Genomic DNA, 16,495 nt, shown 5'->3' with positions numbered 1-16,495 from the left:
CGGAGCGTGCGGACAAGGAGGACGCGCTTGCATCTCGGCAAAGTTGGCTGGATTTTGCTTTCGCTCTCGGCGGTCGCCGTGCCGGCCCTGCCGTCGGCTGCGCAGGCCCAGACCCTCAATGAGCGCCTCTCGGCCAGGGCCCAGCCGAAGGACAGCGACAAGCTGCTCGTCGATGCGCGCGAGATCGTTTACAACAACGACAGCAACACCGTGTCGGCCGTCGGCGAGGTGCAGATCTATTACCAGGGCCGGGTCCTGCAGGCCGACAAGGTCACTTATGACCGCAACGCCAACCGCGTTCTCGCCGAGGGCAATGCCCGGCTGACGGAAACCGACGGCACGGTCGCGACCGGCGACCGATTCGAGCTCACCGACGATTTCAAGGACGGCTTCATCGACACCCTGCGTGTCGAAACCGCCGACAAGACCCGTTTCTCAGCCCCGCGCGCGGAGCGCACGGCGGGCGAAAGCACGGTCTTCGAAAGAGGCACCTACACCGCCTGCGAAGCCTGCAAGAAGGATCCCACGCGTCCGCCCCTCTGGCAGGTCAAGGCCGCCAAGATCATCCACAACAACAGCGAGCGGATGATCTATTACGAAGACGCCACGGTTGAATTCTACGGCATCCCGCTCGCCTATATCCCCTATTTCTCGGCGCCCGACCCGACGGTGAAGCGCAAGACCGGCTTCCTCGCGCCGCATTACATCTATTCCTCGGCGCTCGGCTACGGCGGCTCCACGCCCTTCTTCTGGGCTATCGCGCCCGACTACGACCTGACGCTCACGCCGACTTTCCTCTCGCGCCAGGGCTTCCTTGGACAGGCGGAATGGCGTCAGCGCTTCCTCACGGGCTCCTACAACATCCGCGCCGCCGGCATCTTCCAGCAGGACCCGGAGGCCTTCCTGGAGCCGCCCTACGGCGCGCGTAACAAGGATTTCCGCGGGTCGATCGAATCGAGCGGCCGCTTCAACATCAACACGCAATGGGCCTGGGGCTGGGACATTGCGCTGATGACCGACAAGTGGTTCTTCGACAATTATAAGATCCACAGCGAGAGCCTGACGTCGACCTTCTTCAACGAGTCGACCTCGACGGTCTATCTGACCGGGCGCAGCGACACCGGCTTCTTCGACGCACGCGGCTACTATTTCCGCACGCTCTCCTTTGACGACTGGCAGAAGCAGCAGCCGGTCGTCTACCCGACGATCGATTACAACAAGCGCTTGCAGGCGCCTGGGCGCATCGGCGGCGAGATCGCCATCGACGCCAATATCACCCATCTCAGCCGCTCGGCCGCGCAGTACCAGCAGGTTCCCGGCATCATCAACGCGACCTTTCCGGTCGGCTCGCCCTACGAAACCTGCACGATCTTCAACCGGTCGGAATGCCTGGTGCGCGGCATCGGCGGCGACTATTCACGCCTGTCGGTCGGCGTGACCTGGCAGCGCGAGTTCGTCGATCCCCTGGGCCAGGTATGGAAGCCCTTCGCGGGCCTGCGCGTCGACGGCTTCTCGACCCAGCTGAACACGACCAGCTACCAGAACGCCGAAATCGGCAATTTCCTCAATCCCGACGACAATATCGCGGCGCGCTTCATGCCGACGGTCGGGCTCGAATATCGCTATCCCTTCGTTGCCACCACGCAGCGCTTCGGCACGCATATCCTGGAGCCAATCGCGCAGATCGTCGTCCGGCCGAACGAGATGCGCGCCGGCGAACTGCCGAACGAGGACTCGCAGAGCCTCGTCTTCGACGACACAAATCTGTTCGAGTGGAACAAGTTCTCGGGCTATGACCGCGTCGAGGGCGGCGTGCGCGCGAATATCGGCGCCAAATATTCCGTCACGACCGATCATGGCGGCTACGGCGATATTCTCTTCGGCCAGTCCTTCCAGCTCGCTGGTGAGAATTCCTACGCCCAGCCCGATATCGCGCATGTCGGCCTTAATTCCGGCTTGCAGGAAAGCCGCTCCGATTATGTCGGACGCGTGCATTACGCGCCGAACGACACCTTTTCCTTCACCGGCCGCGGCCGTTTCGACAATGACACCTTCGCGCTCGAGCGCCTGGAACTGCAATCCAAAGCCGACTTCGGCCGGGTGAGCGCCAGCGCCATGTATGCCCGCTATGCGGCACAGCCGGAACTCGGCTATCCCTACCGCCGTGAGGGCCTGTTGACGTCGGCCAATTTCAAGCTGACGGACCGGTGGTCGCTGAACGGCTCGGTGCTGTTCGATCTCGACCGGTACCTGACGGAACAGCAGAGCTATGTCTATGCGGGCCTGCCGATCCAGCAGTCCAACCGCTGGTCGATCGCCTCGATGTCGGTCGGCGCCCTTTACCAGGACGAATGCACCACCTTCGGCGTGACCTACATCTCGAGCTTCAAGGACGACTCGACGGGCACCCGCCGGCCGGACAAAGCAATCATGTTGCGCTTGGAGCTGCGCACCCTCGGCGAGGTCAACTACAGCTATAATCTCGACTCGGCGAATACCGCCGACGGCATCAGCAATTGAAGACGGACGTAACACGCGCGCCGACGACATCGCAAAAAGCCGGGGTGCTCGCCGTGACCCAGGGAGACCCGGCCGGCATCGGCATCGAGATCACGCTGAAGGCTTGGGCTGCGCGCGAGAGCGTCGCCCTGCCCCCCTTTTTCGTCGTCGCGGATCCAGCGCTGCTCAAGGCGCGGGCGGCGCGGCTCGGGCTCGATGTCCCCGTCGTCGAGACTTCGCCGGAAGAGGCGGGCGGCCTGTTCACGACCGCCCTGCCCGTGGTGGCAAGCGGCCGTGCGGTCGCCGGTGTTGAGCCGGGCAAGCCGACGCCGGATAGCGCCGCATCGATCCTTGCCTCCATCGAGCAGGCGGTGGCGCTCGCATTGGACGGCCGGGCGGCGGGCGTCGTCACCAATCCGATCGCCAAGCACGTGCTCTATGCGGCGGGCTTCCGCCATCCCGGCCATACCGAATATCTCGCGGAGCTGACAGCCGCGGGCGGTGAGGTGCCCCTCCCGGTGATGATGCTGTGGAGCCCCGAGCTCGCGGTTGTTCCCATCACCATCCACGTGCCGCTTGCCGAGGTCCCTCGCCTTCTCACCACGGGCCTCATCGTGACGACGGCCCGCATCGTCGCGCGCGACTTGCGCGACCGCTTCGGGATCCCCTACCCTCGCCTCGTCCTCGCCGGCCTCAATCCGCATGCCGGCGAAGGCGGTGCTATGGGCGAGGAGGACGAGCGAGTGATCGCCCCGGCGGTTGAGGCGCTCAAGGCGGAGGGGCTCGACGTGCGCGGGCCGCTCTCCGCCGACACGCTCTTCCATCCCGCGGCACGTGCCACCTATGACGCGGCACTCTGCATGTACCACGATCAGGCGCTCATCCCGATCAAGACCATCGCCTTCGACGAGGGGGTGAATGTGACGCTCGGCCTGCCGATCATCCGCACCTCGCCGGACCACGGCACGGCCTTCGACATCGCGGACAAGGGCATCGCTCGACCGGAGAGCTTCTGCGCCGCCGTCCGGCTCGCCGCACGTCTTGCCGCATCGGAAGCGCAGACCCACCGATGAAGGCCGCCGACGGTCTGCCGCCGTTGCGCGAGGTCGTGCAGAGTCACGGGCTCATGCCGCGCAAATCGCTCGGCCAGAACTTCCTCTTCGATCTGAACTTGACGGGGCGCATTGCGCGCGCAGCGGGGCCGCTCGAGGGCGTCACGGTCGTCGAGATCGGCCCTGGTCCCGGCGGCCTGACCCGCGCTCTTCTGGCCTATGGCGCCGCCCGCGTCGTCGCGGTCGAGCGGGATGAACGCTGTCTCGCCGCCCTCGCCGAAATCGCCGCGCATTACCCAGGGCGGCTCACGGTCATCGAGGGCGACGCGCTGACCACCGATGTCACGCCCCATCTGGGCGATGGGCCGGCACGGGTCGTTGCCAATCTCCCCTACAATGTGGCGACGCCCTTGCTCATCGGTTGGCTCACCCTACCCGACTGGCCGCCCTGGTGGGATTCGCTGACTTTGATGTTCCAACGTGAGGTCGCCGAACGCATCGTCGCCGACGAACGGCGGCCGAAGGATTACGGGCGTCTGTCGATCCTCTGCGGCTGGCGCACCGAAGCCTCTATCCTCTTCGACGTGCCCGGTTCGGCCTTCGTGCCGCCGCCCAAGGTGACCTCGTCGGTGGTGCGGCTCGTGCCGCGGCGTGATATCGCGCCTGCGTCCATCCGGTCCGTCGAAACGGTCGCACGGGCGGCCTTCGGCCAGCGCCGAAAGATGCTCCGCCAGAGCCTGAGGAGCCTCGTCCCCGACCCGCTGCCGCTCCTCGATGCGGCCGGCATCCTGCCGACGGCCCGTGCCGAGGAGATCCCGGTGTCGGGCTTCATCGCGCTCGCGCGCGCCTATGAGGCGCGTCCGCGGTAGCGGCCGCGCCCACTCAGGCCTACGGCGTGGACAGCAGGCTCTCGACGAAATGCGCTAGCCCCGTCCGGCGCTTGCGCTTCAGTCGCTCGGCTTGCAGGATCGCCACGAGTTGCTCGAAGGCGTGGTTGAGGTCGTCGTTGATGAGCACATAATCGTATGCCTCCCAACGCGCGATCTCGGTGCGAGCGTTCTCCAGCCGGCGGGCGATCACATCGGCGGCGTCTTCGGCGCGCCGGTCGAGGCGGCTACGCAGTTCCGCGAAGGACGGCGGTAGGATGAATACCGTCACCACGTCCTCGCGCATCTTCTCGACGATCTGCTGGGTACCTTGCCAGTCGATGTCGAAGACCATGTCCTGGCCACTCGCCAGCGCCTTTTCAACCGGCTGCCGCGGCGTGCCGTAGAAATTGCCGTGCACCTCCGCCCATTCGAGCAGGTCGCCGCGGTCACGGCGGAACGCGAACTGATCTTTCTCGGTGAAATAATAGTGGACGCCGTCGACCTCGGAGGGGCGCCGAGGCCGGGTCGTCAGCGAAATCGACAGCTGCAGCTGCAGCTCGTTCCGCTCGATGAGGCTGCGGGTCAGCGTCGTCTTTCCCGCGCCGGACGGCGAGGACAAAATCAGCATCAAGCCGCGCCTGGCGATGTCAGTCGACTGCATGGGATTACTCGACGTTCTGAACCTGTTCACGGAATTGATCGATCGTCGCCTTGAGATCAAGCCCGATGGCGGTCAGCGACACGTCATTGGCCTTGGCGCAGAGCGTATTGGCCTCGCGCGCGAGTTCCTGGGCGAGGAAGTCGAGCCGCCGGCCGCAGGCGCCGCCCTCGGCGAGAAGAGCGCGCGCAGCCGCCACATGGGTGGTCAGCCGGTCGAGCTCTTCGCGAATATCGGCGCGGGCGGCGAGGAGAGCCGCCTCCTGATGCAGCCGCTGCGAATCGAGGGCCTGCGAGGCTTCCAGGAGAAGCGCCACCTGCTCAGTGAGCCGCGCCCGGATGGCCTCCGGCCGACGGGCGGGATTGGCCTCCGCCGCGGCGACCGCCGTTGTGATCCGAGCGAGTTGCTCGTCCAGCACCGCCGCCAGCGCGAGGCCCTCTTCGGCGCGAACCGAGACGAGGCCGGCGACGGCCCGCTCGAGCCCGCCTCGCAAGTCGACCGCCAGCGCTTTCTGGAGCTCCGGAGACTCGTCTTCCGCGCCGACGTCGACGATGCCGCGCAGATTGAGAAGGCCGTCGAGCGAGGCCGGACGTATTCCATCAGGCAGCTTGACCCGGTTCAGGATCTCGATGACCGCGGCCAGTGCCGCTTCGTTGATGCGGATCTGCGCCGCCGCCTCCGCGCGCGTGATCGAAAGATTGAGGTGGCACGTGCCGCGCGTGACCGCCTTACCGAGAAGCTGGCGCGCCTCTTCGCCGAAGACCTCATAACCGGTGGGTGTTCTCAGGCGGATGTCGAGGCCACGGCCATTGACGCTGCGTATCTCCCACGCCCAGCGAAACGGCCCGGATACGCCGGCCTCGCGGGCAAAGCCCGTCATGCTCGCAATCGTCATGCGCTTGATCCGCCTCCTCATCGAAGAGGCGGCACCTTAGAGCATGTGCCGCAGAATTGCAGGGCCTTCCCGCGGTCATGCACGTGAAAGGCGGGACGTTCTCCGTGCCTCAGTCCCTCGCTCTCAGTTCATCACCGGCGCGACTCAGAGCCTTTCCATATGCCTCTCAGCGCTTCAGGAGCTCCGCTGGGACTGTCTTCGCCGAATTGAGGTCATAGGTCGTGTTGCGCAGCGGATCGAGCGCCGTACCCTCCGAGGCATCGAAGCCGTGGGCGTTGCCGATGCCCTGTGCCGTTTTGGTCGGCGTGAGCAAGCCGTTACCCGCGTCTCCGCGCGTATCCTCCTTGCCCGGATCGACTTGATCGACCGGCGGTGCCGTCCGGCCGCTGGCCTCGAGCTGGCGCCAGCGCGCCACATTGCGGTTGTGCTGGTCGAGACTGTCGGCGAAGGCGTGGCCGCCCGTGCCATCGGCGACGAAATAGAGGTCCTTGCTCGGCACCGGCCGCGCCACCGCCTCAAGCGCCGCACGTCCGGGATTGGCGATCGGCCCGGGTGGCAGGCCGTCGATGACATAGGTGTTGTAAGGAGTGGCCTGGGTGATCTCGACCTTCTGTATGGGCCGCCCCAGCGTGCCTTTGCCGCCGACGAGACCGTAGACGATCGTCGGGTCCGACTGCAGGCGCATCTTCTTCTGCAGGCGGTTGACGAAGACGCTGGCGACCCGCGGCCGCTCGTCCGGAACGCCGGTCTCCTTCTCGACGATGGAGGCGAGCGTGACGAGATCCTCAGGTGTTTTGATCTGCGGGTTCGGCAATCGTGACCGCCAGACCTCCTGCACAACCCGCTGCTGGTCAGCCATCATCTTTTCGACGATCTGCTGGCGCGTCGTGCCGCGCGGCACGCGATAAGTCTCCGGCAGCAGGCTGCCCTCCGGCGGTATGCTCTTGATCTCGCCGGCAAGCAGATCGTTCTCCATCAGGCGCGCGACGATCTGTTCGCTCGTCAGGCCCTCAGGCACGGTGATCGAGTGCAGCACGCTCTTGCCCGAGACGAGGACGTCCATGACGTCCTTGAGGCTCGACCTCGACCTGAAGAGATATTCGCCGGCCTTGATCTTGTCCTTCACGCCGTAAAGATGCAGGCCGACGACGAACATGAGCGGCTGGCTGATGACGCCTTCCCGCTCCAGCGTCTGCGCGACGGTCTGGCTGCCGCCGCGCACGATGACGACCTTGTCGTCCTGCAGGGGGCCCGGCAGCTGGAATTCGAGTCGCCCGACATAGAAGGCGCCGCCGATGAGGACGGCCGCCAACAAGATGAAGGTCAAGGCGCCGCTCAGCCGTGAAACGAAGCCGCCGCGTCGGCGTTCGCGTTGGATTTTCGGCGGAGGAGGTGGAGCTGCCATGGGCTTGATCGATTCGCTGGGGCTTCGGGGGGCGAGCCGCAGGCCCGCCGACAGATCCGCCGGTTCACCGGACGGAGAAGACTTGTTGGCGCCGCTGTCGTCGCTGCTCATACGGAGGCTCGGCTCTTTCTTAAGCGATCGGACCTCACGCCCGATGCGAAACTAGCGAACAATGTGGCGAAAGCGCGCCGCCGACCGGAACGGCGGCTTGATTCGGCTGGAGCTGATTCGACGGGGGCCCGGGCGACGCCCATCGAGTCTCGCCCCCCTCTTCGTGCGAATCTTAACGATGACGGCACGCGGGATCAATTCCGCCGAAGCGTCCTCCCAGATCATCGCCTCTCAGGATGCGCGCAGCCGACGCCGCCCCTGCCCGGGCTCTCCTGTACGGCCGTGATTTATAAAGTTGCTCGCGTCCTCGAGCGGGTCATATCATCCGGCCGGCCTTCCGTCGCGAAGGCCCTGTGATTCAACAAAGCTGACGCAAGCGAAGGGGGAAAGCCCATGCTGACCGAGGCGTTCGATGTCCGTGACGAGCGATTCTCGTCACTCGTTCTCGGGAATGTGCATCTCGAAAAGCTAGCAACGGGATGCCGCTGGGCGGAAGGCCCAGCTTATTTTCCAGCTGGACGCTATCTCATCTGGTCGGATATCCCGAACAATCGGTTGATGCGCTATGACGAGACCGACGGGTCGGTGTCTGTCTTCCAGCAACCGGCCAATAACCAGAACGGCCATACGGTGGACCGTGAAGGGCGGCTTGTCTCCTGCGAGCACCAGGGGCGCTGCGTCTCGCGCATCGAGCACGACGGCCGACGCACGGTGCTGGCGAGCCACTACGAGGGCAAGCGCCTGAACTCCCCCAATGACGTGGTGGTCAAGTCCGACGGCAGCCTCTGGTTCACCGATCCCACCTACGGCATCGATTCCGAATATGAAGGCGATGCGGCGCCCTCGGAAATCGGCGCCTCCAACGTTTACCGCCTCGATCCCCAGACGGGCCAGCTTGCGACCGTGGCGACGGATTTCGTGAAGCCGAACGGGCTCGCATTTTCGCCCGACGAGCATCTGCTCTACATCGCCGATACGGGAGCGACCCACGTCAAGGACGGGCCGCGCCACATTCGTCGTTTCACCGTGACCGGCGACAGGCTGAGCGGCGGCGAGGTCTTTGCGACCTGCGACGTCGGCCTCTTCGACGGGCTGCGCGTCGATGTTGCCGGCAATATCTGGACGAGCGCCGGCGACGGTGTGCACTGCTATGCGCCCGACGGCGCCCTGATCGGCAAGATCAAGGTGCCTGAGGTGGTCGCCAATGTTTGCTTCGGCGGCCCGAAGCGGAATCGGCTGTTCATCTGCGCCACCACATCGCTTTACGCGGTTTATCTGCGCGTCCAGGGCGCCTTGCGACCGGGGACCTGATGCAGCGGGCGAACCGCGCCCTATCTCTTCCGGTGGAGACTTCGGAAGCGGGGCTCTCCACCTGAAACCTCCCACATGCCGATTCGGGGATGAGATGACGGCAGCACGTTTGAAGGACCGTTTCGCCCTGATCACGGGCTCATCGCGCGGCATCGGCCGGGCGGTGGCCGTCCAATTCGCGACCGAGGGAGCGACCGTCGCCATCAATGCGGTCGAGCCGGGCAAGGCCTCCGACGAGGCGCTCGCGGCCGTTCAGGCCGCGAGCGAGAAAGCGGGTTTCGGCCCCCGCCCGCATCGCATCGCGATCGCCGACGTGTCGTCGAGCGGAGCCGTGGATGGCATGATCAACGACCTCATCGAGGCCTGGGGGCGGCTCGACATCCTCGTCAACAATGCCGGCATCCAGGCCGAGGCTCCGAGCGAGGAGGTCAACGACGAGGCGCTCGCCCGCGTCCTCGCGGTTAATCTCTTCGGCGCCGCCTATTGCGCCCGCAGTGCCATCCGGCACTTTCTGTCGCGGCGGGGTGGCGGCATCGTCGTCAATACGTCGAGCGTGCACCAGATCATCCCCAAGCCGACTTATCTCGGCTATTCCATGAGCAAGGGCGGGCTCGGCAATCTCACACGAACGCTGGCGCTCGAATTCGCCGACAAAGGCATTCGCATCAACGCCGTCGCGCCGGGGGCGATCACCACCGACATCAACGATGCCTGGGTGAACGATCCCGCAAAGCGCGCCGATGTCGAAAGGCATATACCGATGGGCTATGCAGCGAGCGCAGAGGAGATCGCCCCGGTATTCGCGTTTCTCGCGTCCGACGAAGCGCGCTACATGACCGGTCAGACCGTCTATGTCTGTGGCGGCCTCACTCTTTATGGGGATTTCAAGACCAACTGGTCGTCGTGACCTCTACCAGGGCACGCTTCTTCGATTAGTGTAATGGAGGCGAAATGAACGCGACATTTCGCCCTAAAAATCTTTCGCTCCATGGCAGCGTCACTGCCGCTCCCCGCCGTTAACTATATTCACTGTATGGAATCAGCGGAAAAACAAGCCAGGTCAGCCTCTTGTGCAAAAGCATTACGCATCACAGCGACTTGCCAATCGATCCTTACACGGATATATGAAGCTCGAGCGTGACGCCGAGGTCACGTTTCTGCCTTCGCTCGCGCGCAAAGCCAAGCTAAGACAGGGAGGATCATATTTAGAACGAATATGGATTCTCATGTATGCCTGGAAATAGAAATTTAAACGACGAAATGCTTGAGCTGCGCCGTCGCGGTGGTGTCTGGTTAAAATCACTTCGCGAAAGCGCCGGATTATCACAGCGCGATCTCGCGCGTCTTATCAATATCGAGTACTATACGTTTGTTTCGCAAATCGAAATTGGACGTGGACGAATTCCTGCAGAGAAATATGCTCTGTGGGCCAAGGCCCTGAATATCGATATCCACGAATTCATCGTTCAAGTACTGCGCTACTACGAGCCGCTCATCTACAAGCATTTGTTCGGCTCGGAGGCGAGCGGAAAAAAGATCACTGCACCTGCCGCGGCCAGCGGTGTCGATGCGGAAAAATACCTGGCATTGAAGAGCGAGGTTCGGGAGCTGCAACGGCTTCTCGGCAAAAAGACGCTCGAGAACGAGCTGCTGCGTGAGCGCCTGATGCAACGTCAGATCGGGCTGCCGCAGCTCGTTGACAGTTCTGCGGATGCCGATGGGGACCTTGAACCGGCCAACGAAGCGCCCCCCAAACGCCGTCGGCAGCGCTCAGGATCTGAGGACAGCAAGAACTAGATCGTTGCGTCGCTGCCTCCGGCCATACACCTCGAACACAAGAGGTGCGCTGGCCGGCACAAGCGCCTGCTGCAGCCTGTCGAGCGGTGCATATCCACCGCCCGCGAGCCGTATCGTGTCTTCGCGTAACGCTTCGAGGAGCAGGTGAGCCGCCCCTATTGCGGCAGCTGGTCGTCGATCCCTTTGACGAAGAAATTCATCCCGAGCACCTGCGCGTCGGATAAGGCCGTGCCGCCCTTGCATTCCACTTCGCTGCCGTCCTGACGGTAGACGGGGCATTGGAACGGGTTGAGCTTGCCGGACTTGATGTCGTCTTCCGTTTGTTGGGCAAGCGCCGCGACATCGTCGGGCATGTTCTTGAACGGCGACATATGGACCATACCGGCGGCGAGACCGCCCCAGGTGTCTCCGGATTTCCAGGTACCGTCGAGCACCGCCTTGACGCGGCTGACGTAGTAATCGTCCCAGTGATCGACGATGGCGGTGAGCTGCGCCTTGGGCGCGAACTGCTCCATATCGGAGGCTTGCCCGAAGCCGAACTTGCCGCGGGCTTCCGCCGCCTGCAGGGGTGCGGGGCTGTCGGTATGCTGGGCGAGGATATCGACGCCCTGGTCGAGCAGCGCCTTGGCCGCATCGGCTTCCTTGCCCGGATCGTACCAGGTATTGGCGAAGACGACCTTGATCTTGATGTTCGGATTGACCGAGCGCGCGCCCAAGAAATAGGCGTTTATGCCGGCGATCACCTCGGGAATGGGATACGCGCCGACATAGCCGATGATGCCGGACTTCGACATCTTGCCGGCGATGCGGCCGATGACATAGCGTCCCTCGTGGAATTTGGCCCCATAGGTCGCCACATTGGGCGCCCGCTTGAAGCCGGTGGCATGTTCGAAGAAGACCTTCGGGTATTTCCGCGCCACCTTCAGCGTCGGCTCCATGAAGCCGAAAGAGGTGGTGAAGATGAGCTTGTGGCCGGAGCGCGCCAGTTGCTCGATCGCCCGATCGGAATCCGCCTCGGGCACGCTTTCCACATAGGTTGTCTCAACCTGATCCCCGAAAGCCTTCTCCACGGCGCGGCGGCCGACGTCGTGCTGGTGCGTCCAGCCATAGTCGCCGACCGGGCCGACGTAAATGAAGCCGACCTTCAGCTTCTCCGCCGCCGGGGAAGCACTGGGGGCAAGCCCGAGGGCAAGCGCCGCCAGGGCCATGGACAGGAAACGCTTCATAGGATGGTGACCTCGCCTGATCCGTAGGGACGCCAAGGCATGAGCCGCGCCCGAGAGGCTGCTGGGATTGGATGCGCGACATTATATGCGAGCCCCGTGCCAGACAATCAGTCGCCGGTTACCTGTCCGGCGCGAAGGGCGCCCCAAGCGAACCCGGCGCCGGCGAGGCGCCGCGGCGCCCGAGTGAGAGCAGCACCAGCGCCAGGATCGTCGCGAGATAGGGCAAGGCGGCGAGCGCCTGCGACGGGACGCCAAAACCCGCCGCCTGCGCATGCAGCTGCAGGACCGTGGCGGCGCCGAACAAATAGGCACCGAGAAGGAGGATCCCCGGCCGCCAACCGGCGAAGACGACGAGCGCCACCGCGATCCAGCCACGCCCTGATGTCATGCCCGGCGACCAGAAGCGCGTATAGACGAGCGAGAGATAGACGCCGGCGAGCCCCGCCATCGCCCCGCCGAAGAGAATGGCGAGAAGGCGCGTCTTCATGACCGGCAAACCGAGCGCATGGGCGGAGGCGTGATTTTCGCCGATCGCTCGAAGAGAAAGTCCCAGCCGGCTACGGCCGAGGAAAAGGGCGACCAGGATCGTCAGAAGCAGCGAACAGTAAACGAAAGCATCCTGCCCGAAGACCAGCCGCCCGATGACCGGCAGATCGGTCAGGCTCGGCAGGTCGAGTTGCATCACCGTCTCGCGCCGGGCGCCCACGAAGGGTTGGCCGATGAGGCCGGACAGGCCGAGCCCGAGGATGGTGAGGGCAAGGCCTGCAGCGACTTGATTGACGGCAAGCCCGAGCACGGCCAAGGCGAAAAGAAGCGAAAGCGCCATGCCGGCGAGCATGCCGCTGACAACGCCGGCGAAGGTCGAATCGAAGGTGACCGCGCCGGCGAAGCCACAGGCCGCGCCCATCACCATCATGCCCTCGACGCCGAGATTGAGCACACCGGCGCGTTCCACGACGAGCTCCCCGAGCGCCGCCAGGAGGAGCGGCGTGGCAGCCGTGACGATGGTGAGAAGGATCGCCTCGAAAATCGTCATGCGGGCACCCGCCGGCCGGCGACGATACGCAGGCGATAGGTGACGAGGGAATCGGCCGCGAGGATGGCGATGAGCAGGATGCCCTGGAAGGCGCTGGTGAAATCGAAGGGGAGCCGGAGCGCGATCTGCGCCGTCTCTCCACCGAGGATGGTCAGCGCCATCACCAGGCTCGCGACGAGAATGCCGATGGGGTCAAGGCGCCCGAGAAAAGCGACGATGATCGCCGTGAAGCCGTAGCCCGGCGAAATGTCCGGCTTGAGCTGGCCGATCGAGGCCGCCACCTCGATCACCCCGGCGAGCCCGGCGAGGGCGCCGGAGATGGCGAAGACGGCGAGCGTCGTGGCGCCCGGCACGAAGCCGGCGAAGCGCGCCGCCTTGGGCGCCGCCCCGGTGACGCGCAGGCGATAGCCGAACAGCGTCCAATGCATGACGAAGGCGGCGATGGCGACGATGACGACGGCGCCGATGACGCCGGCGTGCAAGCTGGTCTCGCCGAGAAGCGGCATGGTAGCGGCTGGATCGAAGGTCACGGTCTGCGGAAAGTTGAAGCCCTGCGGATCGCGCCAGGGCCCGCGCACGAGATAATCCAGCAGATATTCGGCGACATAGACGAGCATCAGGCTCGTCAGAATTTCGCTTACCCCGAACAGCACCTTGAGCCCGGCGGCGATGAGCGCCCAGGCGGCACCGCCGATCATGCCAAGTATGAGCATGGCCGGCAGCACCCAGCTGCCCGCATCGCTGCCGTGGGTGGCCAGCGCAAGCCAGCCGCCGCAGATCGCGCCGACGATATATTGCCCCTCGGCGCCGATGTTCCAGAGATTGGCGCGAAAGCAGAAGGAAAGCCCGATCGCGATGATGACGAGCGGAGTGGCCTTGAGCGCAAGCTGCTGCAGCGCCCAGGAATCGGCGAGCGACTGCACGACATAGACGTCGAAGGCGGCCGCCGGCGAGCGCCCCATGGCGGCGAGGATCAGGCCGGCAATGAAGAAGGCGACGAGGAGCGCCGCGAGTGGCGCGAGAAGGCGCGCGACGGTCGATGGCGAGCGGCGCGGCAAAAGCTCAATGCGCATCGACCGCCTCGTTCCGACGACTGCCGAGAGCCCCCGCCATGGCGAGGCCAATCGCCTCGCGCGACAGGCTCCGGGCGGGCTCGGCGGCCGTCAGCCGGCCGGCATGGATGACGGCGATGCGGTCGGCGATCTCGAAGAGTTCGTCGAGATCCTGACTGATGACGACGACCGCCGCCCCACGCGCCGCGAGATCGACGAGCGCCTGGCGGAGCGTTGCGGCGGCCCCTGCATCCACGCCCCAGGTCGGCTGGTTAACGACGAGCACGGAGGGCTCGCGCAGAATCTCCCGCCCCATCACGAACTTCTGCAAATTGCCCCCCGACAGCGTCTCCGCACGCGGATCTGCGCCTTCCTTGCGCACGTCGAAGGCGGTGATGATCCGCTCCGCGAGGCGGCGGGCGAGGCCGCTGCGGATGACGCCCCCGGTGACGAGGCCATCGCCCCCATGGAGCGACAGCAGCGTGTTCTCGCCGAGCCGATGCGCAGGCACAGCGGCATGGCCGAGCCGCTCCTCCGGCACGAAAGCGCCGCCGAGTGCCCGCCGCAGGCTGACGTCGCGGTCGCCGACCGGCTGGCCGTTGAGCCGGATCATGTCGTGCGCGGCGAGCCGCTCGCCCGAGAGCGCCGCGAACAGCTCACTCTGTCCATTGCCGGCGACCCCGGCGATGCCGACGATTTCGCCGCTCCTGGCGGTGAGATGAATGTCGTCGAGATCGATGCCGTGCGGCTCCTCCGCCGGAAGAGACAGGCCGGTGACGACCAGCCGCTCGTTGCCCAGGGCATGCGCCGGGGCGGGTTTCACGTCGCCGATGTCAGCGCCCACCATCAAGCCGGCGATATGGCGGGCCGAGACCGCGCCGGGGTCGAGGGTGGCGACCACCCGCCCCACCCTGAGGATGGTCGCACGATGGCAGAGCCGCCGCACCTCCTCCAGGCGATGGGAGATGTAGAGGATCGCGCAGCCCTGGCCGGCGAGCCGTCGTAACGTGGCGAAGAGAACCTCAGCCTCCTGCGGGGTCAGGACGGAGGTCGGCTCGTCGAGAATGAGCAGGCGCGGGTTCTGCAGAAGGCAGCGGGCAATCTCGATGCGCTGCCGCTCGCCGGCCGAGAGCGTCCAGACGGGGCGGCCGAGGTCGAGGTCGAGGTCGAAGGTGCCCGCGAGATCTTCGACCCGGCGGGCAACGGCGGACAAAGCCAGCTCCGGCGCGAGCGCCACTGCCACATTCTCGATAACGCTGAGATTCTCGAACAGCGAGAAGTGCTGGAAAACCATGCCGATGCCGAGCGCCCGCGCCGCGGTCGGGCCGTCGAGCGAGACGACCCTGCCCTGCCAGCGAATCTCGCCGGCGCTCGGCTCCATGAGGCCATAGAGGATCTTCACCAGCGTCGACTTGCCCGCACCGTTCTCGCCGAGCAGCGCATGGATTTCGCCGGCTTCGACGGCGAGATCGATCCCATCATTGGCGAGGAGATCGCCGAAGCGCTTGCTGATGCCGTGAAGCGCCACGAGCGGTGGACCGGCCGGTTGAGGCAGCCCATCGGTCGCGGAGGAGGCATCCTCCATCACGGCAGCAGGACCGTCGCCCCTGTCGTCGCCCGGCTTTCAAGCGCCCTGTGGGCCGCCTCCGCTTCAGCCAGGGGAAAGCGCGCATCGATCGGCACGCGCACGGCGCCGCTCTGCACGACCTGGAACAGGTCCTCCGCCATGGCGAGGAGATCGGAGCGCTTGGCGGTGTAGGTGCCGAGCGTCGGGCGCGTCGCGAACAGCGAACCTTTCTGCTGGAGAATATTGATGTTGAAGGCCTCGATCTGGCCGGACGCCGAGCCGAAGCTCACGAACGTGCCGAGCGGCGCGATGCAGTCGAGCGAAGCGGGAAAGGTCGCTTTGCCGATGCCGTCATAGACCACGGCGCAACCCTTGCCGCCCGTGATCTCCTTGACGCGCGCGACGAAATCGTCCTCGCGATAGAGGATGACGTGATCGCAGCCGTTCTGCCGGGCGATCTCGGCCTTCTCCTTCGAGCCGACCGTGCCGATGACAGTCGCGCCGAGATGCTTCGCCCATTGGCTCGCGAGGCTCCCCACGCCACCGGCGGCCGCATGGATCAGGATCGTCTGGCCGGCTTCCACCCTGAAGGTCCGCCGCAGCAGATATTGCGTGGTCAAGCCCTTGAGCATGATCGCGGCGGCCACCTCGAAATCGATGGCGCCCGGCAATTTGACGAGCTGGGCGGCGGGCGCGAGCCGTTCCTCGGCATAGGCTCCGAGGGCGCCGGCATAGGCGACGCGGTCGCCCGGCAGAAATTCGTCGACCCCCTCCCCGACCGAAACCACCTCACCGGCGCCTTCGCTGCCGGGAATGAAGGGCGTCGGCAGCGGATAGAGCCCGGTGCGGTGATAGACGTCGATGAAATTAAGCCCGATGGCGAATTGGCGGATTCGCACCTGGCCCGGTCCGGGCTCGCCGACATCGACATCCTCGTAGCGCAGGACCTCGGGGCCGCCTGGGGTATGTACGCGTATTGCCTTCATCTCGCGCTCCTCGTCCGAAGAACATGTTAGC

Annotated in this window: 14 protein-coding genes; 6 read left to right on the top strand and 8 right to left on the bottom strand. The window is 65.2% G+C overall.

The window, feature by feature from the left end:
* Positions 1 to 27: 27 nt before the first annotated feature.
* From ACFQU1_RS16965 to rsmA, 3 genes are read left to right on the top strand one after another with little or no spacing between them, the layout of a single operon-like run.
* Positions 28 to 2,520 (top strand): LPS-assembly protein LptD, encoded by a 2,493-nt coding sequence (locus tag ACFQU1_RS16965; protein WP_378134735.1) that lies wholly within the window; start codon positions 28 to 30, stop codon positions 2,518 to 2,520.
* 44 nt (positions 2,521 to 2,564) lie between these two features.
* A complete protein-coding gene (gene pdxA / locus ACFQU1_RS16960; RefSeq protein WP_378134980.1) occupies positions 2,565 to 3,572 on the top strand; it encodes a 4-hydroxythreonine-4-phosphate dehydrogenase PdxA in 1,008 nt (335 codons plus the stop codon).
* Entirely contained in the window at positions 3,569 to 4,420 is an 852-nt protein-coding gene (gene rsmA, locus ACFQU1_RS16955) for a 16S rRNA (adenine(1518)-N(6)/adenine(1519)-N(6))-dimethyltransferase RsmA (protein ID WP_378134733.1), read from the top strand. Before pdxA ends, rsmA begins: the two co-directional genes overlap by 4 nt.
* Positions 4,421 to 4,439: 19 nt before the next feature.
* Here rsmA and gmk read toward each other — a convergent pair whose 3' ends face one another.
* The 3 genes from gmk to mltG form a co-directional block, all read right to left on the bottom strand.
* Entirely contained in the window at positions 4,440 to 5,081 is a 642-nt protein-coding gene (gmk, locus tag ACFQU1_RS16950) for a guanylate kinase (RefSeq protein WP_378134731.1), read from the bottom strand.
* Positions 5,082 to 5,085: 4 nt separating this feature from the next.
* On the bottom strand, positions 5,086 to 5,973 hold the full coding sequence (locus tag ACFQU1_RS16945; RefSeq protein WP_378134729.1) for a YicC/YloC family endoribonuclease: 888 nt from the start codon (positions 5,971 to 5,973) through the stop codon (positions 5,086 to 5,088).
* Positions 5,974 to 6,139: 166 nt separating this feature from the next.
* Positions 6,140 to 7,489, bottom strand: coding sequence for an endolytic transglycosylase MltG (gene mltG, locus ACFQU1_RS16940; RefSeq protein WP_378134727.1), 1,350 nt, complete (start codon positions 7,487 to 7,489; stop codon positions 6,140 to 6,142).
* Between the two features lie 393 nt (positions 7,490 to 7,882).
* Between mltG and ACFQU1_RS16935 the strand changes: the two genes are divergently transcribed.
* From ACFQU1_RS16935 to ACFQU1_RS16925, 3 genes are all read left to right on the top strand, one after another.
* Entirely contained in the window at positions 7,883 to 8,800 is a 918-nt protein-coding gene (locus ACFQU1_RS16935; RefSeq protein ID WP_378134725.1) for an SMP-30/gluconolactonase/LRE family protein, read from the top strand.
* Between the two features lie 94 nt (positions 8,801 to 8,894).
* Positions 8,895 to 9,707, top strand: coding sequence for an SDR family oxidoreductase (locus ACFQU1_RS16930; RefSeq protein WP_378134723.1), 813 nt, complete (start codon positions 8,895 to 8,897; stop codon positions 9,705 to 9,707).
* Between the two features lie 323 nt (positions 9,708 to 10,030).
* Entirely contained in the window at positions 10,031 to 10,597 is a 567-nt protein-coding gene (locus ACFQU1_RS16925) for a helix-turn-helix domain-containing protein (RefSeq protein ID WP_378134721.1), read from the top strand.
* Positions 10,598 to 10,752: 155 nt separating this feature from the next.
* Here ACFQU1_RS16925 and ACFQU1_RS16920 read toward each other — a convergent pair whose 3' ends face one another.
* The 5 genes from ACFQU1_RS16920 to ACFQU1_RS16900 form a co-directional block, all read right to left on the bottom strand.
* Positions 10,753 to 11,823, bottom strand: coding sequence for a BMP family ABC transporter substrate-binding protein (locus ACFQU1_RS16920; RefSeq protein ID WP_378134719.1), 1,071 nt, complete (start codon positions 11,821 to 11,823; stop codon positions 10,753 to 10,755).
* A gap of 118 nt (positions 11,824 to 11,941) precedes the next feature.
* A complete protein-coding gene (locus ACFQU1_RS16915; RefSeq protein WP_378134716.1) occupies positions 11,942 to 12,859 on the bottom strand; it encodes an ABC transporter permease in 918 nt (305 codons plus the stop codon).
* On the bottom strand, positions 12,856 to 13,932 hold the full coding sequence (locus ACFQU1_RS16910) for an ABC transporter permease (RefSeq protein ID WP_378134714.1): 1,077 nt from the start codon (positions 13,930 to 13,932) through the stop codon (positions 12,856 to 12,858). Before ACFQU1_RS16910 ends, ACFQU1_RS16915 begins: the two co-directional genes overlap by 4 nt.
* Positions 13,922 to 15,496, bottom strand: a complete 1,575-nt coding sequence (locus tag ACFQU1_RS16905) for an ABC transporter ATP-binding protein (protein WP_378134978.1) — start codon at positions 15,494 to 15,496, stop codon at positions 13,922 to 13,924. The genes ACFQU1_RS16910 and ACFQU1_RS16905 overlap by 11 nt, the downstream gene beginning before the upstream one ends.
* Positions 15,496 to 16,464 carry a quinone oxidoreductase family protein gene (locus tag ACFQU1_RS16900; protein ID WP_378134712.1) on the bottom strand — a complete coding sequence of 323 codons (969 nt, stop codon included), beginning with the start codon at positions 16,462 to 16,464 and terminating at the stop codon, positions 15,496 to 15,498. Before ACFQU1_RS16900 ends, ACFQU1_RS16905 begins: the two co-directional genes overlap by 1 nt.
* Positions 16,465 to 16,495 lie beyond the last annotated feature (31 nt).

This window comes from Chelatococcus sp. GCM10030263, assembly GCF_042666455.1.
In the GTDB taxonomy this organism is placed as follows: domain Bacteria; phylum Pseudomonadota; class Alphaproteobacteria; order Rhizobiales; family Beijerinckiaceae; genus Chelatococcus.
This window is presented reverse-complemented; position numbering and strand designations above follow the sequence as displayed.